Raw genomic sequence first — 19038 nt, forward strand, 5'->3', positions numbered from 1 at the left:
TTTAATCCGATCGGTTTTGTTGTTGCAATGAATGCGCGACGGACCATCGGATTATTTATTTTACTCGCTAGTCTCATCGGTTTGGATGGCTGCAAGCGGGTGCGACCCAACGCGCCCGTGCAGGAGGCCTTCGAGCCCGCCATCACCGATCCGGTTTCCTACATGGCAGGTAATCTTACCTTCAATATCAGCGATCTGGAGCAACGAATCAACAAAGGAATCTCGACCACCGTCGTCTCGGAAGAAACCTTTGAAGGCAAAAAAGGAGAAGCATGGCGGCTTCGGGTCGAGCGAACCGGACCGGTACGGATTCACTATGCCAACCGTCGGGTTTATTTCTCGGCTCCGCTTCAGGTCTGGTATACCAATCCCATTGGTCTGCGTAAAAGCGAAAAGCGCAAAAGCCGTCCGTTATGCGCTCTGGCCGTTAATTTCACCAGCCCGGTGGGGGTGGGGCCAAACTGGCATCTGTTGACCAAAGCCCGGTTCGAAGATTACCAGTGGACGCAGACGCCGACCGTGCGGATATTAGGGGTCAAAGTGAGTGTGAAGAACATCGCCGAAAAAATTCTGAATAACCGAAAAGCCGATATCGAGCAGGCCATCGACCGGGCTGTCTACAAAGGACTCCGGCTGGATAAGCAGGTCGCTAAAGTCTGGCGCGACATGCAGAAGCCGTTACGGATTGCTAAAGTGCCCGAAAACATATGGCTCATCCCCAAACCCTTCAGTATTGCAGCCGCACCTGTTTATGGGAACAAACGCCAGATTACCGTACCGATTCAGATTGCCTTCCGGGTCGATACGCGGCTGGGGCCTAAACCATCCATCGACACACTGGAACGACTACCCCGGCTCCTGCGTCGAAAAGCGGTTCCCGACTCCGCACGGCTGGCGGTGCTGGCCTTCATCCCATACACAGATATCAATCAGGTGCTGGGAAAAGCTCTGGAAAAACAAAAACTCGACCTGGTAGGCGGACGGGTCAAGGTGAAGGCGGCAACGGTTTCGGGTAGCGGTCGGAAACTGATTCTGAAAACCGACATCGGCGGAACGGTCAACGGAACCCTGTATTTTCACGGCAGTCCCAGCTACGACACGACCACCAACACGCTACGGATCAAGAATGTGGATTTCGACGTCGACACGAAAGAAAAACTATTCGCCACGGCCGACTGGCTCCTGCATGATCACCTGCGCGATACGCTACAGTCGGTGATGGTCGTGCCGCTACGGCAACCCATTGCCACCATCCCCCAACGCATCGAAACGGCTTTTGCCCACGCGAAAGTCGGCCAGAAAACCGACCTGGACATCGACTCGTTTCAACTGGTGCCCAAGCGGATCATTGTCCGGCCCGACGGTGTTCAGGTCCTCATTCGGGTCGAGTCGAAAGTAGCTGTCAAAATCAAGCGCCTATAGATCGCAACCGCATGGGCGGCTCTACAAGGTGGGTTTCCAGCGCCACAGAAACCGGCAGGCGGTGGTACGGTGGGGCCGCCAGAAATCGGCAATGTCGTGAAGGCGCTTGTACAGGGTTTTGCCCGTCAACCCCTGGGTCTGTTCGGGATAGGCCAACAGAATGCGTTGCCGAATCACCAGGTCATCGATTGGAAAAACATCCGGTCTGTCGAGCACGAACATCAACAGCATTTCGACCGTCCAGCGACCCACACCTTTGATGGGCGTCAGGTATTGAACGATCTCTTCGTCCGTCATCGGGTCCAGATGGGCGCGGTCCATAGGATGAAGCTGCGAGAACTCCGCTACGCTCTGGATGTACTTTATTTTCTGAAACGACAGCCCCGCCCCCCGCAGCTCGTCGGTGGTTTTGAGCAGCACGGCATCGGCGTGGGGGTATTGGTCGGGGAAGAGCGCCCGGAAGCGGGCAAAGATAGCATCGGCGGCTTTTACGGAAATTTGCTGCGAGACAATGCTTTCGAGCAGCGCCAGGTACACATCGTCGGCATAATCGGTGAACGTTTTTGGGAAAGGGGTTTCGGCGATCAGGCGAGCCATCGTCGGGTCCTGGGCGAGGTGGGCAAGGGCTTCTTCCGTCATTATAGAATTGGTGAATAGTGCTTATTGTGGTATTGACCGACAAAATAAGGTACTTTTACCCGCGTCTGGCTATCCGGAACTATAACGGCTGAAACGTGCCCGGCGTTTCACGCATCGGCAAGTTTGGGGTATAATAGACGCGACGGTCATCAATCCAGAGAAAATAACCACAGGCATGCGATACTATACGCAGATCATCTTTTTGAGGTCGGAGCAGGAGGCACTTTTTCAGGCCTTCGAAGATCGGGTACTGCCGTTCATTGACCGGCACCATGGCGAGCTGGTCCTTCGGCTAAGGCCGTCGGAGTCGGCAGTATTAGCCACCACCGTCGGCAATCCCTACGAGATTCACCTGGTGCGCTTCCCGGACCGGGCCGCTTTCGAAAGTTATCGGGATGATCCGGAGCGGCTCCAGTATCTGTCGCTGAAAGAGCAGTCGGTTGAACGCGTCCTGCTCATCGAAGGCAAACTGCTTTAACCGTAGCGCCGAAACTCCCGAAGCCGGCGTTTCGGCGCTACGGTTCGTTTTCTAGCCGAAGCCAGAGCTTCGGCGCTACCTACACAACACCCGCCTGGCAATAATCGGCCGAAAAATAACCCACATTGGCCTACACGACCGGCCGAGTGTCCGGGGTCGGTTCAGTTCCGATGCCGGACACTCGACCGATTTCGCAGAGCAGATAAACCAGCTAACTCGTTGTTTTCAGAGGGGGCATAAGCTGAGAGAGGATTGATGAATTCACAGCCTAAAAGGTAAACGCCGATGCCTGGCTGCATCACTTCGTAAAATCGACGTCTACGCTGAAGGTGATATACGCTTCGGCTTTATCGCGGTATTTGTTCGTGTTCGTCTCTATTTTCTGGAAAGTGAGTGGATTGGCGATCTGGATGTATTGCACCGGCCAGGTGAGGGCGAGTTGACCCCCCGATGCTCCGTAATTGAGCTGCAACGGAAAGGTAACCCGGTTAGGTCTAAGTCCTGGTTTGGGCAGATTGGGGCTGACATCTACCTTCTTAACCGTCTTTATCTCGGGCGGTGAAATGGGATCGGTAACGGTCGAGGTACTGACGGTGTAGAAACCAGTACTCAACCCGGGAAAAGGCGCTTTTTTGGGTGGGTAAGCGGCCGGATTGATACGCCGAAAATCGACCGATACCGTGTATACATAACTTTCACCGATGCTCGATTTCGAGTTGCTTACCGCTTTGCTCTTCGGTAATTTAATCGTCGTGTTGCCCGGCGTGATTTTACCCAGCACTTCGTTGTTTTTGCCCATAAGCCAGAGGGTCATGATCTCGAACTCACAGGGAAGGGGTCGGGGCTTTCCGTTCGACATGATACAGGTTACTGTCGGGGAAAAGGAAGGAAGCGTGCCGAGTAGCAGAGTGAAGAAAATAAGTGTTTTCATGATTTTTGTAGAATGGTCATGAGGAGCCATGCCACGGTTCATCAGGGCGTCGCCAGAAACCGCAGCCCGGCTCCTACCAAAAGACCTGAGTTGAAGAAAAGAGTGTGGAAAGAAAAAGACCTACATGATTCATGCTAATCGGATGGTTAATTGGGTAGATAGAAAAGGCGGGTATGCCGCCTTTTTCCGATAGGTCGCCATTGTTTAGCAGAAAGGCAACACCCATTGAGCGAACGGTTCAATCTGGATGATTAACGCACCTTCTGGTAAGTTAAAGTAGGGAGATACTCAGGCAGGATTGTAGGTAATGACTGGCCTGAATGACGTAAAAAACGGCTGTCCCGACGGTGCTCAACTTCTTGAGTACCGTCGGGACAGCCGATGTGTTGAAGCGGGTTTAGCGGCCGCCTACCGGAATCATATAGCCAGCCGAGAGCATGGCGTTTTGTGGACGGATACCCGCGCCATCGGCACTCGACGAGAACAAGTACGAATACCGGGCTTCGACCAGCACCGATCCCGGACCCGCCTTGATGGCCACACCGGCCCCGCCCGTGGCACCGAACGACAGGCGGCCGGTACCGGTCAGGTCCATTTTTTGCGAACCCGTCTGCCCATCGATCTGGTACGATGCCGTACCGCCAACGGTATATGTCCCAACCGGACCGGCATTGACGAAGATGCGAACGTTAGGCTGGCCAAACGACGCTTTCAGCAAAACCGGAACTTCCACAATGTTATATTTTTCCTGAACGTATTCAGAACCACCGGCGATGCGGGCGCCATATTGGGTGTACAGCAACTCAGGTTGTATCGAAAAATTCGAGCCACCGAAGTTCAATACCACCCCGCCGTGGAAGCCCGTCACGCGTTCGGCTTTGACTCCAGCGCCATAACTCGACATATCGATACCGCCGATCGTCGAGGAGTTGCCTCCGAGCCGGAAGCCGATCTGAAAGCGGCTGTTGTTCTGACTGGCTGGAGCTACCCGGCGAGCAGGCTGGTCGGTGTGTCGGGCAGCAGCCACCTGGGGTTTAGGCGAGGCAGCCACCGGTTGTTCCTGTCGAACGGGTTGCGGCTGTTCCTGCCGGGCAGGAGCGGTCGCAGCGGGTTGAGCCGCTGTGTAGTTGACGGCAGGGGCGGTCTTTCTGACGGCCGCTGTAGCCGGGCGGGTAGCAACGGGGCGTTTCGCGGGTGCTGCTTTCCGAACCGCGGGTTTGGTTTGAGCCGACAGGCTGAGGGGCACCAGGGCCAGGGCAAAAAGTGGGAGAAGGTTCTTCATGAGAGGATTCGTTTTTGGTTGTTTACGGGCTCAAAGTTGAGCGTTTGCCCCGCCGTGTCCAGCGCCTGCTTGTGTGAACTGATATTTGCGATGGATGAAATGAAGAAAAGTGCGGTCAGAAAGATTCAGATCTGGTTTCTCCGGCAGTCAATCCTGTCAGAAAAAAAACAGTAACTTTCCGACCTACTTAGTCGAACCGCCGATCATGAAGACTGCCCCACGCTGGCAAAGTGTATTCGTTTCTATTGCCTGTTTTCTAATTGCTATTGGCTGTGTCAGTGCGCAGGGGACGAATCCGGTTAAAGCCATCTTTCCGGCCGACACGCGTTTTGTCGCCAACGTCGCCTATGCGGGCGACACCCTGAAAAAACATCAGCTGGATCTGTATCTGCCGGCCAAAGCGGGTGCGAATCCGCCCCTGGTCGTGTGGGTACACGGTGGGGCCTGGATGCAGAACGACAAGTATGCTGACATGAGCTACATGAAAAATACGGTTCGCTCGATTCTGGAAAAAGGGTATGCCTTTGCGTCGATCGACTATCGGCACAGCACCACGGCCCCGTTTCCGGCGCAGATCCAGGATTGTAATCAGGCGCTGGAATTCCTCTATCAGAACGCGGCTAAATACGGCTACGATCGCAATCGGATCGCCCTGATGGGTTTCTCGGCGGGTGGTCATCTGGCGTCGCTGCTGGCCCTGTCGGGCAATAACGCGGTGCCTGCCTTTTACCCCACCGGGAAAAAGCCCTCGTTTCGCATCAAAACCGTGGTCGATTTTTACGGTCCGGCCGACCTGCTGGCCATGCTGCCGCGCGATGCCCCGCTGTCGGATACGGCCGTTGCCAATTCGATGAGCCATTTACTGGGTGCGTCGCCGTTACGTCGGCCCGATCTGGCGAAGGTGGCTAGCCCAGTCACGTACATCGATAAAAACGACCCACCTTTTCTGATCATCCAGGGCGAAAAAGATGAGTCGGTACCCGCGGCTCAGTCTGTCCTGCTCAGTTCCTGGCTTACGCTGGCGCAGGTGAAAAATCGGCTGATCGTCGTGCCGGGGGCTCCGCACTACGGTCCCATGTTCGACAGCGAATTCAACCAGAAAGCTATTTTCGACTGGCTGGATGCGCAGTTGAAATAACTGGCTGTCGGGCGAAGATAACGGGATTGATGGGGTGCCGTTTCCTGGCTTGGAGTGAGTCCGGTAAACGATTCGAGGGCTGGTGCGTTTAAGAAATGCACTCAGTAAACTCACATATGGAATACGTCCGATTTGGAAACACCGGTATGACGGTGTCCAGGCTTTGTTTAGGCTGCATGACCTACGGTCGCCCTACCGACCGCTGGCCGTGGGCCCTCAATGAAGACCAGAGCCGCCCTTTTATTCAGAAAGCCCTTGAACTGGGTATCAATTTTTTCGACACCGCCGATGTCTATACCGCCGGTGCCAGTGAGGAAGTAGTGGGCCGGGCGCTACGGGATTTCGCGTCCCGTGATGAAATCGTACTGGCAACGAAGGTATACAATCCGATGGGCCCCGGTCCGAACGACAAAGGACTATCCCGCAAGCACATCATGAGCGCCATCGACGCCAGCCTGAAACGTCTTGGAACGGACTATGTCGATCTCTACCAGATTCACCGCTGGGATTACGACACACCGATCGAGGAGACGATGGAAGCCCTGCACGATGTGGTGAAGGCCGGAAAAGCCCGCTACATCGGCGCTTCGTCGATGCACGCCTGGCAGTTTACCAAAGCTTTGTATACATCCGACCTGCACGGCTGGACGCGCTTTGTTTCGATGCAGCCGCAGTATAATCTGGTGTATCGGGAGGAAGAACGCGAAATGCTGCCGTTGTGCCAGGATCAGAAAATTGCTGTCATTCCCTGGTCACCGCTGGCGCGGGGCCTGCTGACGGGCAACCGGAGCCGGGAGCGCAACGAAACCGACCGGGCCAAAACCGATGCCTTTGGGAAATCGCTGTATACACGCGATGACGATTTCATTATTGCTGACCGGGTGACTCAACTGGCTGAAACCCGCGGTGTGGCCGCTGCCCAGATCGCGTTGGCCTGGATGCTCACGAAGCCTGCCATTACGGCTCCTATTATCGGAGCCAGCAAACCGGGTCATCTGGAGGATGCGGTGGGAGCACTTTCGGTGACTCTGTCGGCTGAAGAAATTCAACACCTGGAAGAACCCTATCAGCCGCATCCGGTTTTGGGCTTTTCATAAAATTTAGTCAACACATCGGACTGCCGAAGCGGAGCCACGGAGAACACAGAGATATAAAAAATTTTCTCTGTGTTTTTGTGGCTCCGTGTTGAATAGTCTGTAAACAGATTAATATCTACCAGACATTTGGCACCTTCATTTTATTCATTTACCTTAGCATCTAAGATATTTATCGACTAAGATGAACGATGACCTTATTACGCGAGTTAGGAGGCTGACCCAGCAACATGCTTATTCCTCAATTCAGATGCACGAAGCTGTTGCCCGACAGGCCGGACTATCGGGTACTGACCACAAATACCTGGGGTTTCTGATCCAGAAAGGGCCGATGGCCGCCGGCGAACTAGCCGGTTTAACCGGCCTGACGACGGGTGCCATCACGGGCCTGATCGACCGGTTTGAAAAGAGAAAGCTGGTAAGAAGACGATTTGCGGAAGACGACCGACGGAAGGTGATCATTGAGCCCGACATCCCGGCTATCATGTCGTTGCTAGAACCGCTTTACAAAGAATTTCGCAGCCGGTCCGAACAGCTCATCGCTTCCTTTTCCGACGAGGAGATCAACGTCATCGAAGCCTACTTCCGGAAGGCCATCGACATCGCGAACGAAACAACCCACAAGCTCAACAACCCGGAACCATGATCATGAAGCAGTTTAATTCCTATACACTTGATTTTCAGGAAATCGATCGGACGCAGTTGGCCCTGGTCGGCGGAAAGGGCGCGAATCTGGGCGAACTTTCCCGAATCGAAGGCGTCCGGGTGCCGGTTGGTTTCTGTGTGACGACCGAAGCGTTTAAACGAATCATTGCCGAAGCCCCTGCCCTGGATGAGTTACTGGATCGATTGTCCCGGTTAAGGGCAGACGACCGGAATGAAATCGCTGCCGTGAGCGAAGCCATTCGCCGGGTTATCGAAGCGATCACCGTTCCTCAGGAAATTACAGCCGCGATCGTTGCTAACCTAAACCGCCTGGGAGCAAATGCGGCTTATGCCGTACGGTCCAGCGCCACGGCTGAAGATCTGCCGACGGCTTCTTTTGCCGGCCAGCAGGATACCTATCTGAACATCATTGGGAAAGAGGCTATTCTGAAGCACATCAGCCAGTGCTGGGCGTCGCTGTTCACGGATCGGGCGGTCTTCTACCGGATGCAGAACGGATTCGATCACCGTAACGTCCAACTGGCGGTGGTGGTGCAGCAGATGGTCTTCCCACAGGTGGCAGGCATTTTGTTCACGGCCGACCCGGTCACGGGCAATCGGAAGGTGTCGGCCATCGATGCCGGCTTCGGTCTGGGCGAGGCTTTGGTTTCTGGCCTGGTGAAGGCCGATCATTACAAAGTGCGCGGTGGCAAGATCACCGACCAGCAGGTAGCCGCCAAGAAACTGGCTATCTACGCCTTGCCGGACGGCGGTACGAACGAACAGGAGCTTGATCCTGAACAACAGAATCGTCAGGCGTTGTCCGACGAGCAGATCGGACAACTGGAACAGGTTGGCAGAAGGATCGAAGCGCATTTCGGCTGTCCGCAGGACATCGAATGGTGTTTGGTAGACGGTAGCTTTTATGTCGTTCAGAGCCGATCGATCACGACCCTGTTTCCCATTCCGGAAGTGGCTGACCAGCAAAACCACGTCTATGTATCCGTAGGTCACCAGCAGATGATGACCGAAGCCATGAAACCATTGGGCATCGCGTTCTGGCAGCTGGCGGCTGGTCGGCCCATGTATACCGCGGGTGGCCGGTTGTTCGTGGATGTGGCACCGGATCTCGCTTCACCGGCCCGCCGGGAAATGCTGGTAAATGTTCTGGGCAAATCCGATCCGCTCATCAAAGACGCTCTGGAGACTGTTCTGGAGCGGGACGGTTTCATTCCGTCGTTGCCGGACGAAAAGCCGGAACCGCAGCCTGGTAAAAGCAGTCGGGAGCTGAAAGACTATCAGGCGCAGATCGAATACGATCCGACTCTCGTTCCGGATCTGATTCAGCGCCACCAGGCATCGATAACTACGCTGAAACAGGCTATTCGGACCAAATCAGGACCTGAACTGCTGGATTTTATCCTCGACGATACCCAGGAGTTAAGAAAGAATCTTTCCGATCCGCGGGGCTTTAGGGCGATCATGACGGCTATGAACGCGGCTTATTGGATCAATGAAAATATGCAGGCGTGGCTGGGTGAAAAGAATGTAGCGGATATACTGGCTCAGTCGGTACCGAACAACATTACCTCGGAAATGGGGCTGGCTCTGTTAGACGTCGCCGATGCGATCCGTCCGTATCCGGAAGTAATTGCGTATTTGCAGCGGGTGGCCGACGACCACTTCCTGGACGAACTCCCTAAGCTGGAGGGTGGTACCGAAACCCGGAAGGCCATCGACGCTTTTCTGACCCGATATGGCATGCGATGTGCCGGTGAAATCGACATCACCAAACCCCGCTGGATCGAAAAGCCGACGACGCTATTGCCCATCATTCTGAGTAACCTCAAAAATTTTGGACCGGGCGAAAGTCGGCGGAAATTTGAGCAGGGTTTGCGGGAAGCGTCGAACAAGGAACAGAAGCTGCTGGAACGGCTGAAGCAACTGCCGGATGGCGAGCGGAAAGCCGAAGAAACCAGCCAGAAGATCGACCTGCTCCGAAATTACGCCGGTTACCGCGAATATCCCAAATACGGCAAGATCTGTCGCTACCTGGCCTACAAGCAGGCGTTGTTGACAGAAGCCGAACGACTCGTACAGGCTGGCGTCATGCCGGAAAAAGAAGACATATACTTCCTTACGTTTGACGAGCTACGCGAAGTAGTTCGCACACAACAACTGGACGCTCAACTCATTGCCAACCGAAAAACAGCCTATAAGCACTACGAGAAGCTGACGCCCCCGCGGGTGTTCACTTCGGAGGGCGAAATCATTACGGGCCAATACAAACGAGAGCATCTCCCGGCCGGAGCCATTGTCGGCCTGCCGGTTTCGTCGGGGGTGATCGAAGGGCGAGCGCGGGTCATTCTGAGCATGGAAAAGGCCAGCCTGGAAGCGGACGATATTTTGGTCACTACCTTCACCGACCCCAGCTGGACGCCCTTGTTCGTATCCATCAAAGGCCTGGTTACCGAAGTGGGTGGGCTGATGACCCACGGAGCCGTAATCGCCCGCGAATACGGTCTACCCGCCGTTGTGGGTGTAGACAGCGCCACCAAACTCATCAAAGACGGGCAGCGCATCCGGGTGAATGGAACGGATGGATACGTGGAAATCCTCTAAACGGAGATGGTTTAAAAGTCATCCATACGGTTGGAACCGTAAAATACTCCTAAAACCTGTTTGAGTAGACCGAACAAATCCTTGTATTTATGAGGTGCGTCGTCTCAAATCTAAATCGCTATGGCTGGTATCGATCGAAAAACATTCCTGAAAGAAATGTCGCTGCTGGCGGGGGCCTCCCTCGTATCAGGCACGGCGCTGGCAACTGAACTGACGCGGAAAAAAGCGTCGGTCAAACTGGGCTTCGTGACGTACTTATGGGGCAAAGACTGGGATTTGCCCACGCTCATAAAAAATTGTGCCGATACGGGTTTGCTCGGCGTAGAGCTTCGCGTGGAGCATGCACACAAGGTTATGCCCGACCTGAACGCAGCTCAGCGGAAGGAGGTTAAAAAGCGATTTGCCGACAGCCCGGTTCAACTGGTGGGACTGGGTACCAACCAGCAGTTCGATTACGTCGATCCGGCCCAGCTAAAAGCATCCATGGAGCGGGCCAAAGCGTTCATCCGGTTGAGTGCGGACGTGGGCGGTACGGGCGTCAAGGTGAAACCCAACGCCCTGCATAAAGAGGTTCCGGTCGAAAAAACACTGACCCAGATTGGCGAGTCGCTCAATGAACTGGCCCGCTACGGCGCAGAGCTGGGGCAACAAATTCGGCTGGAAGTACACGGGGAAGAAACCCAGGAGCTGCCCAACATCAAAGCGATTATGGACGTAGCCAGCCACCCCAACGCGACGATCTGCTGGAACTGTAACCCGCAAGATCTGAACGGCAAAGGCTTTGCGTATAATTTCAACCTGGTCAAAAATCGGTTTGGTGCTACGTGCCACGTCCGCGAACTCGACCGGACCGATTACCCGTACCAGGAACTGCTGACGAACCTGGTCAGGATGAACTACGACGGCTGGGTACTGCTCGAATGCCACACAAACCCGCCCGACAAAATCAGTTCCATGAAAGAGCAGCGTGCCGTATTCGACCGAATGATCGCGAACGTGTAAACTGCCCTCCAGCAATGTGTAGGCATTGCTAGGTTTCTTACTGATCAATTTTGTAGTTTTAAGTATGAAACTGCTCACACTGACTATTCCTGATACCCTGGACCTTGATGACCGTGAAGCCGCCATGCTCCTGGCGACGCGGTTGTATGAGCAGGGTAAACTTTCACTCGGACAGGCCGCGGAGATGGCTGGGTACAGCAAACGGACGTTTATGGAGCTTTTAAGCCAGTATAACGTATCGATCTTTAATTACGACCCCAGTGAATTAACCAGTGACATCGATAATGCCGGCCACTTTTATCTCCGGCGCTAGTTGTCTGATTCTCCTGGAAAAAATTGACGAATTGCACCTGCTTCAGAATCTTTTTGGAGAAATCGTTACCACACAGATTGTCGTAGATGAATTTGGTAAGTCTTTACCAGATTAGATCCATATACAGAACCCCGCTGATGTAAGAAGTAGATTGATACTCGAAGCCACGCTCGATAAAGGCGAAGCGAGTGCAATCGCTCTGGCACTTGAGCAGGATGAGTGCCTTTTAATTATAGACGAGCAGAAGGGACGAAAACTGGCCCGGCAATTAGGCTTGACGATTACCGGGACATTAGGTGTGTTGGCGCAGGCCAGGCTGAAGGGCTACATACCAGCGCTTAAGCCATTGCTGGACAAAATAAAGCAAACAGACTTTCGGATAAGTGAGCAATTGATCCTGGAGATCATAAAACAGGTAGGCGAATAATAACCGAAAGCTACGACCACTCCCACTTCATTTTGGCTACAACATCCGCCGTTTTGGCTACGGTTGCCCGGCCGGAAGGGTAGACCTTTGCGTTCGTACCTGAAGAACAAAAAAGTATGATTCACGCAAAGGGATATGCTGCGCAAAGCGCTGAAACGGACCTGGCTCCGTGGAATTTTGACCGTCGGGACGTTGGCCCCCACGACATCCTGATCGACATTGCCTATTGTGGGGTTTGCCACACCGATATTCACCTGACCCGTAATGAGTGGTTTCCCGGCCTGTTCCCGATGGTGCCAGGCCACGAGATTGTAGGCATCGTCGGCCAGATCGGTGACCACGTTACGAAATTTAAACCCGGCGACCGGGCCGCGGTGGGCGTGATGGTCGATTCGTGCCGGGAATGCGAAGAATGCCGAAACGGACAGGAGCAATTTTGCAGCGTAAGTCCGGTGGTGACCTACAACAACCTGGACCACTACGGTATGCCTGCCTATGGTGGGTATGCCAATAACATCGTTCTTAATGAAGATTTTGCGCATCACGTCTCCGAAAAACTAGACTTCGCTGCGGTGGCGCCGTTGCTGTGCGCGGGTATTACGACCTATTCGCCCCTGCGCCGATGGAATGTGGGCAAAGGCCACAAACTGGCCGTGGTCGGGTTGGGTGGTTTAGGACACATGGCCGTAAAATTCGGGGTAGCCTTTGGAGCCGAAGTGACGGTGCTGAGCACGTCGCCCGGTAAGGAAGAGGCCGCCAAAAAATTGGGTGCACACCATTTTGTAGTGACGAAAGACGAAGAACAGATGAAATCGGCAGCCCGGTCGTTCCACTACATTCTGGATACCGTAGCCGCTAACCATGATGTCAATCCGTACCTGGCCCTACTGAAAACCAATGGAGTATACATCAACGTCGGGATGCCTGCCGAACCCTGGCAACTGCCTTCCTTTACCTTGGCTACGGGCAACAAAGTCGTTACAGGCTCGGGAGCGGGCGGACTGCCCGAAACCCAGGAAATGCTGGATTTCTGCGCCGAACACAACATTGTGGCCGATATTGAACTGATCGACATCAAAAGCATTCATACTGCTTTCGAACGAATGCTGAAAGGAGACGTGTTGTATCGTTTTGTTATCGACATGGCAACGCTGTAAGAATAGCACCGCCCGGGCGGTGCTATAAACCTGTAAACCGTATGAGTAAAGAAGCGCCGTATAAGTTCTATTCCGTTGCCGAGCTGCACCAAGCGCTGGGTCTGCCCAAACCGGTACACCCGCTGGTAAGTCTGAGCAATTACCAGGACATAACTGCCGATGTAGCGGACCTGGCGAAAGGCCTGATCACGAGCCTGTACAAGATCTCGTACAAAAAGTATTTTACGGGTAAAGCCCGGTACGGGCAGCATTACTACGACTTCAACGAAGGGGGGCTCTGCTTCGTTTCTCCGAACCAGCTGATCTCCGAAGCCGAACCCCGCGGCAACTACGAAGGCTTTACGCTGATGATTCATCCGGATTTCATCCGGACGTATCCGTTGGGTAAAGCCATCAAAAACTATGGCTTCTTTTCGTATGCCTCCAATGAAGCGCTGCACCTGTCGGAGAAGGAGAAAGAGATGATGATGGGCGTGTTCCGGAGTATCGGCGATGAACTGGCGCAACCCATCGACCAGTTCAGTCAGGATGTAATTGTGTCGCAGATCGAGTTGCTGCTCAATTACAGCAACCGGTACTACAACCGTCAGTTCCTGACCCGCAAAGCCGTCAACCACGACATGCTGACCCGGCTGGAAGCGTTGCTGGATGAGTATTTCGACAGGCAGAAAACCCTGACGGAAGGCTTACCGACGGTTCAGTACATTTCTGACCAGCTGAATGTGTCGCCCCATTACCTGAGCGATATGCTCCGGTCATTGACGGGTCAGAATACCCAGCAGCACATTCATGCGAAACTGATCGAGAAGGCAAAGGAAATGCTGAGTTCGAGTAAGCTGACCACCGCTGAAGTAGCCTATCAACTGGGCTTCGAGCACCCGCAGTCGTTCAACAAAATCTTCAAGCGCAAGACCAACGTTTCGCCGATCGAGTTCCGCCAGTCGTTCAATTGATCGGGACCACTGATTTCTGTGATGGTTGGGATAAACTATGATCTTAATTGGTCATAATTTATCAATTATAGCATCGATCTGGCGATTATCTTGCGTCGAGGTATGACCCCGTAGGGGTCATACATACCAATTGGCTGTTTTGTTAGTTAGATTTACGGAATCACCTGAAGCCCATCGTTCTATATTACCCACCCACCAAACCACTATGTCTTACTGCCGCGCTATCGAAACCATGTCCGATGAGCGAAAAGCCCTGCATAAAGCCTATCACGACCACCAGTACGGCTTTCCTATCCACGACGACAATGAGCTGTTCTGCCGACTGGTGCTGGAGATCAATCAGGCTGGTCTGAGCTGGGAAACCATCCTGAAAAAGGAAGCCGGTTTTCGAAAAGCATACGATAATTTTACGATTGCGACAGTAGCCGCTTATACCGACGCGGACCGGGAACGACTGATGGCTGATCCGGGTATTATTCGCAACCGCCTGAAGATCAACGCGGCTATTGAAAATGCGAAAACCATCCGGCAACTACAGGTCGAGTTCGGTTCGTTTGAAACGTGGCTGGAACAGCACCATCCGAAGACTAAAGCCGAATGGGTAAAGCTGTTCAAAAAAACCTTCCGCTTTACGGGCGGTGAGATCGTCAACGAATTTCTGATGAGCATCGGTTATCTGCCCGGCGCCCACTCTGCCGACTGTGCGGTCTACCAGCAGGTAGCCGAAGCCCGGCCACTGTGGATGCAGCCGCTGTGGACGAAGCAGGCGGAAGGGTAGCGCATCTGGTAAAGTCTAACGCAAAACAGGCTGTTCGATGAAGATAGGCGTAGCCCAAACCCGACCCGTCAAGGGGGATATTCAGCAGAACATCGGGAAGCACAAAAAGCTGATCGAACTGGCGGTTGCCGAAGGGGCCGATGTGCTTATCTTTCCTGAGCTTTCCCTGACGGGTTACGAACCCAGACTGGCGAGTCAACTGGCAACCACTCTGGCCGATAGCCGCTTCGATCCGTTTCAGCAACTAGCCGATGCACACGCGCTGACGATTGGCGTAGGTATGCCGATCCGAAGCGATGGAGGTATCCTGATTGGGATGCTTATTTTTCAGCCGAACCAGCCCCGGCAACTGTACGCGAAACAGCATTTACACGCCGACGAATACCCATTTTTTGTTCAGGGCCAGGAGCCGGTCTTTCTGACCACGGAAACCCACAAACTGGCGCTGGCCATCTGCTACGAGCTTTCGGTACCCGAACACGCCGAAAAAGCCCATACAAGCCGGGCGGACATCTATATCGCCAGCGTTGCAAAATCGGCAACCGGGGTCGAGAAAGCAGCCGAACGCTTATCGGCTATTGCCAGCGAGTATTCGATGACCGTGCTGATGGCAAACAGCGTTGGCTACTGCGACAATTTTGACAGCGCCGGAAAATCAGCCATCTGGAATGCCAACGGCGTACGGGTCGGGCAATTGAACGAGGAGCAGGAAGGCGTACTATTGATCGATACGCAAACGCAGACGGTGATTGAAAAGCGCCTGGAAGAAACCTCCCGCGTTGGCTGAGAAGCCGTAGGTTATTTTTTTTGTCATTCCGACGAAGGAGGAATCTTAAGGTCTCCTCACAAGATAACTTAAGATTCCTCCCTGCGGTCGGAATGACAAGAGCAGCGAATTACTTCCCTAAATCCTGCACGAGCGCATTCAGCAGGGCGCTTTTCTGCTGCAGATCATAAATGTACTCCCAGAACATCACGCCCGCCAGGTGCTTCGAGCGAACGTAGTCGGCCCGGTTTTTGAGCGATTCTGGATCGGCATAGGAGATGAACATGTGTGTGGTCGGGTTCCACAAATACGGCGATTTCGCGGTGTCGTCCCAATAGCGTGTAAAGCCGTTTTTATTGATGTATTTGGCTATCAGCTCATCGTAACTGATGAAATAATGCTTGCCGGGTGCGGGTTGGTACAAACCGTTGTTCTGGTCGGGCGCATCGGTCCAGCCGCGGCCATAAAACGGAACCCCGAGTACGATTTTACTGGCCGGAACACCCGCTTTGATATGCCCTTCGACGGCCGTTACACTGCCGGTGCGAGCGTGCGGCTCCTTATCCGACTGGTAGAGCGGGCTATGGTGACCCGTCTGTTTGTCGTTGCCGTGGTACAGATCGTAGGTCATGATGTTCACGTAGTCGAGGTATTTCTGCGCATTCCCCAGCTCCGTATGGTTCACAAAGGCCGTGTCGCCCCCGGTGGCTGCCGTCAGCAGATAGTGGTTTTTACCCGTTCGGTTGTCGGCTTTGCCCTGCACGTCGAGCCGGTCGCGGAGGGCTTTCAGGAAAAGCGTGTAATTGGTTTTGTCTTCGGGCCGGAAGATGTTGCCCGCCCCAACCTGATCCGGGTATTCCCAGTCGATATCGACACCATCCAGTTTATGCTTTTTGAGAAGCGCCACGGCCGCGTTGGCGAATTTCCGGCGCGACGCATCGGTCAGGGCGGCATCCGAAAAATATTTGCAGCCACCCCAGCCCCCAATCGAAATCAGGATTTTAAGGTCTTTGTTGGCCGACCGCAGGGAGGTAAGCGCTGCCAGATTCGCATCGTCTTTAGCCTTCAGGGGTTCCAGTTCGCCGTTTTTGTCCGGCACGGCGAACGCGTAGTTGATGTGGGTAAGCTTCTGAGGATCAATCTGGTCCTTGGTCCAGCCATTGCCCGTTACGTAACCGATGACTACATAAGGGTGCGTCGGTTGAGCCAAAATAGGCTGAATTCGGAGTGAAAAAACAACAGCCAGCAGGATCGCCAGGCGGTATATCGAATGTTGCATTGATGAAAAATAGAGGTGGTAGACATGCAAAGATAAGCAAGCCCGCGGCTTAGGAAGTCCGATATGCACGTTAAGCGCGCTTTTCCGACAGTTCAGTACACAGGTGCTTTGGCGTCATCGACGGTTTCGACATCTTTACGGGGCATGGAGAAACTGAACGACCGGTGGTTACGGCTGGTGGGTGTGCCGCTCATCGCAATCGTCTCGAACTTTATCTTTTTTCAACCCGCCAACGACGCCCGGCACATCAGCCGCGGACTGGCGCTTGGGGTGAGCCTGGCCGAGTGTGTGCTGGTATGGGAGGTGGCCCGGTGGGGAATTCTCTGGGCGCGTCGGCACTATCCGAGGCTCAACCAGACCACTTCCCGTATGCTGGCACAGGTCATCTGGTTTGTATTAACCACGATGCTGCAGCGGGTGCTCATCGTGTATTTCTACGATGTCACGCAGTTCTGGGGCTATCCCATGTCCGGACGGGCCTACTGGGTCAATACGCTGATCCCGTTGTTGTTTGTGGTGCCACTGGCCACGATCTATGAGGCCCGTTACCTCTACCGGCAGTGGTGGACTACGTATTACGAAGCCGAACAGCTCAAGAAAGAAGCGCTTCAGAGTCAGCTCGATTCGCTGAAAGCGCAGATCAACCCGCATTTTCTGTTCAACAGCCTCAGCACCCTGTCGTCGCTGGTGAGCGAAAACCCAAAACAGGCCGAGCGATTTATTGAAGAACTGGCGTCGGTGTATCGGTACGTGCTGCAGACCAACGAGCAACTGCTGACCACGCTCGACAGTGAACTGCAATTCATCCGGGCTTATTTTCACCTGTTGCAGATGCGATTCGGGCGGAGCGTCGAACTCGATATAACCGTCGATGATCGATATTGTCGTTACCTGATTCCGCCCCTGACCTTGCAGTTGCTGGTTGAAAACGCAGTTAAACACAACACCGCATTGCCGACGAAGCCGCTCCTGATTCGGCTGTATGTCGATTCGAATAACAACCTGATTGTCAGTAACACACGCCGTCGAAAGCAGAACCGGGTACCGTCGAACCAGACAGGACTGGCCAACATCACAACCAAATACCGGCTGCTGGGCCAGCCCGAGGTCGTGGTGCAGCAAACCGACGCGTACTTCCGGGTCCTTGTGCCGCTCATCCCCGAAAATCGCCATGACTATACTCATCATTGAAGACGAAGAACCGACTGCCCGCAAACTCCAGCGGCTGCTGACCGATGTGGCACCGGAAGCCGAGGTGGTGGGCATGACCATCAGCGTAGAGGAGTCGGTCGACTGGTTGCGGACGCACCCGAAGCCGGAGCTGATTCTGATGGACATCGAACTGGCCGACGGGCAGAGCTTCGACATTTTCAGCCGCGTTGCCGTCACTAGCCCGGTTATTTTCACCACGGCCTACGACGAGTATGCTATCCGGGCGTTCAAGGTCAACAGCATCGACTACCTGCTCAAGCCGGTGAAAGAAGCGGACCTGCGCCAGGCCCTGAATAAGCTCCAGGCGATGAAAGACGCCCTGGCCGAATCGGTGAGCCGGGCCGACCCGAACCGACTGGAAGCCTCCCTCACCAACCTACTCGACTACCTACAACAAACCCTGCCTTCCCCGCCCACTACTCCGCGCCCCCTGCTTCCGGCCACTCCCCGCGATCGGTTCCTGATCCGGCAGGGCCAGCGGCTGTTTCCGGTATCGGTCGATGATGTCGCTTTTTTCTTCTCCCGAAAGAAACTATCGTTTCTTAAGACCTACGACGAACATGAGTGGATGGTCGATTACACCATAGACGAACTAAGTCAGATGCTCGATCCGCAACGCTTTTTTCGACTCAACCGACAGGTCATCGCCGAGCTACGGGCTGTCGATAAGGTCTATCTGTATTTCAACGGAAAACTGAAAATCAATCTGCGACCGGCTTTTGAGGAAGAGGTTATCGTGAGCCGCGAACGGGCGGGTGCATTGAAACAGTGGTTGGGCGAATAAATCAGACACTTCGGTTCACGAACCCGACAGTTCGGCCAGGAGAGAGTTTCAGATAGGGTTTGTTTAAATCAGTTTTGCCCCGCTATAGCAGATTTCACTCCGCTACAGAACATAAA

At 54.0% G+C, this 19038-nt stretch carries 19 protein-coding genes; 15 read left to right on the forward strand and 4 right to left on the reverse strand.

Features of this window, described 5'->3' with window-relative positions:
- The first annotated feature begins 27 nt into the window (after positions 1 to 27).
- Positions 28 to 1422, forward strand: a complete 1395-nt coding sequence (locus ACYVC2_RS22305) for a DUF4403 family protein (protein WP_461105881.1) — start codon at positions 28 to 30, stop codon at positions 1420 to 1422.
- 21 nt (positions 1423 to 1443) lie between these two features.
- Here ACYVC2_RS22305 and ACYVC2_RS22310 read toward each other — a convergent pair whose 3' ends face one another.
- Positions 1444 to 2061, reverse strand: coding sequence for a DNA-3-methyladenine glycosylase family protein (locus ACYVC2_RS22310; RefSeq protein WP_461105883.1), 618 nt, complete (start codon positions 2059 to 2061; stop codon positions 1444 to 1446).
- A gap of 175 nt (positions 2062 to 2236) precedes the next feature.
- Here ACYVC2_RS22310 and ACYVC2_RS22315 point away from each other — a divergent pair, with 175 nt between their 5' ends.
- Positions 2237 to 2539 (forward strand): DUF1330 domain-containing protein, encoded by a 303-nt coding sequence (locus ACYVC2_RS22315; RefSeq protein WP_461105885.1) that lies wholly within the window; start codon positions 2237 to 2239, stop codon positions 2537 to 2539.
- A 298-nt stretch (positions 2540 to 2837) separates the two neighbouring features.
- Here the strand turns inward: ACYVC2_RS22315 and ACYVC2_RS22320 are convergent, their stop codons facing one another.
- On the reverse strand, positions 2838 to 3470 hold the full coding sequence (locus ACYVC2_RS22320) for a hypothetical protein (RefSeq protein ID WP_461105887.1): 633 nt from the start codon (positions 3468 to 3470) through the stop codon (positions 2838 to 2840).
- Between the two features lie 397 nt (positions 3471 to 3867).
- Complete coding sequence (locus ACYVC2_RS22325) at positions 3868 to 4752, reverse strand: porin family protein (protein WP_461105889.1); 885 nt, start codon at positions 4750 to 4752, stop codon at positions 3868 to 3870.
- Between the two features lie 205 nt (positions 4753 to 4957).
- Here ACYVC2_RS22325 and ACYVC2_RS22330 point away from each other — a divergent pair, with 205 nt between their 5' ends.
- From ACYVC2_RS22330 to ACYVC2_RS22380, 11 genes are all read left to right on the forward strand, one after another.
- Positions 4958 to 5890 (forward strand): alpha/beta fold hydrolase, encoded by a 933-nt coding sequence (locus ACYVC2_RS22330; protein ID WP_461105891.1) that lies wholly within the window; start codon positions 4958 to 4960, stop codon positions 5888 to 5890.
- A 116-nt stretch (positions 5891 to 6006) separates the two neighbouring features.
- On the forward strand, positions 6007 to 6987 hold the full coding sequence (locus tag ACYVC2_RS22335) for an aldo/keto reductase (protein WP_461105893.1): 981 nt from the start codon (positions 6007 to 6009) through the stop codon (positions 6985 to 6987).
- 247 nt (positions 6988 to 7234) lie between these two features.
- On the forward strand, positions 7235 to 7630 hold the full coding sequence (locus ACYVC2_RS22340) for a MarR family winged helix-turn-helix transcriptional regulator (RefSeq protein WP_461105895.1): 396 nt from the start codon (positions 7235 to 7237) through the stop codon (positions 7628 to 7630).
- 2 nt (positions 7631 to 7632) lie between these two features.
- Entirely contained in the window at positions 7633 to 10251 is a 2619-nt protein-coding gene (gene rph, locus ACYVC2_RS22345; RefSeq protein WP_461105897.1) for a rifamycin-inactivating phosphotransferase, read from the forward strand.
- A gap of 120 nt (positions 10252 to 10371) precedes the next feature.
- Positions 10372 to 11253 (forward strand): sugar phosphate isomerase/epimerase family protein, encoded by an 882-nt coding sequence (locus ACYVC2_RS22350; RefSeq protein WP_461105899.1) that lies wholly within the window; start codon positions 10372 to 10374, stop codon positions 11251 to 11253.
- A 64-nt stretch (positions 11254 to 11317) separates the two neighbouring features.
- Positions 11318 to 11566 (forward strand): UPF0175 family protein, encoded by a 249-nt coding sequence (locus ACYVC2_RS22355; protein ID WP_461105901.1) that lies wholly within the window; start codon positions 11318 to 11320, stop codon positions 11564 to 11566.
- A gap of 151 nt (positions 11567 to 11717) precedes the next feature.
- Complete coding sequence (locus ACYVC2_RS22360; protein ID WP_461105903.1) at positions 11718 to 11993, forward strand: DUF3368 domain-containing protein; 276 nt, start codon at positions 11718 to 11720, stop codon at positions 11991 to 11993.
- A 116-nt stretch (positions 11994 to 12109) separates the two neighbouring features.
- Positions 12110 to 13150 (forward strand): NAD(P)-dependent alcohol dehydrogenase, encoded by a 1041-nt coding sequence (locus ACYVC2_RS22365; RefSeq protein ID WP_461105905.1) that lies wholly within the window; start codon positions 12110 to 12112, stop codon positions 13148 to 13150.
- 41 nt (positions 13151 to 13191) lie between these two features.
- The gene (locus ACYVC2_RS22370; RefSeq protein ID WP_461105907.1) at positions 13192 to 14103 is read left to right on the forward strand and encodes a helix-turn-helix domain-containing protein; all 912 of its coding nucleotides are present in this window, start codon (positions 13192 to 13194) and stop codon (positions 14101 to 14103) included.
- 205 nt (positions 14104 to 14308) lie between these two features.
- Positions 14309 to 14881: a DNA-3-methyladenine glycosylase I gene (locus ACYVC2_RS22375; protein WP_461105909.1), complete on the forward strand. Its 573-nt coding sequence runs from the start codon at positions 14309 to 14311 to the stop codon at positions 14879 to 14881.
- Between the two features lie 37 nt (positions 14882 to 14918).
- On the forward strand, positions 14919 to 15668 hold the full coding sequence (locus ACYVC2_RS22380) for a carbon-nitrogen hydrolase family protein (RefSeq protein ID WP_461105911.1): 750 nt from the start codon (positions 14919 to 14921) through the stop codon (positions 15666 to 15668).
- A gap of 109 nt (positions 15669 to 15777) precedes the next feature.
- On the opposite strand, the gene ACYVC2_RS22385 is transcribed toward ACYVC2_RS22380, so the two are convergent.
- Positions 15778 to 16926, reverse strand: a complete 1149-nt coding sequence (locus tag ACYVC2_RS22385; protein ID WP_461105913.1) for a glycoside hydrolase family 18 protein — start codon at positions 16924 to 16926, stop codon at positions 15778 to 15780.
- 63 nt (positions 16927 to 16989) lie between these two features.
- Between ACYVC2_RS22385 and ACYVC2_RS22390 the strand changes: the two genes are divergently transcribed.
- Entirely contained in the window at positions 16990 to 18117 is a 1128-nt protein-coding gene (locus tag ACYVC2_RS22390) for a sensor histidine kinase (RefSeq protein WP_461105915.1), read from the forward strand.
- The gene (locus ACYVC2_RS22395) at positions 18098 to 18922 is read left to right on the forward strand and encodes a LytR/AlgR family response regulator transcription factor (RefSeq protein ID WP_461105917.1); all 825 of its coding nucleotides are present in this window, start codon (positions 18098 to 18100) and stop codon (positions 18920 to 18922) included. The genes ACYVC2_RS22390 and ACYVC2_RS22395 overlap by 20 nt, the downstream gene beginning before the upstream one ends.
- Positions 18923 to 19038: the final 116 nt, after the last annotated feature.

It is taken from the genome of Spirosoma koreense (assembly GCF_054777875.1).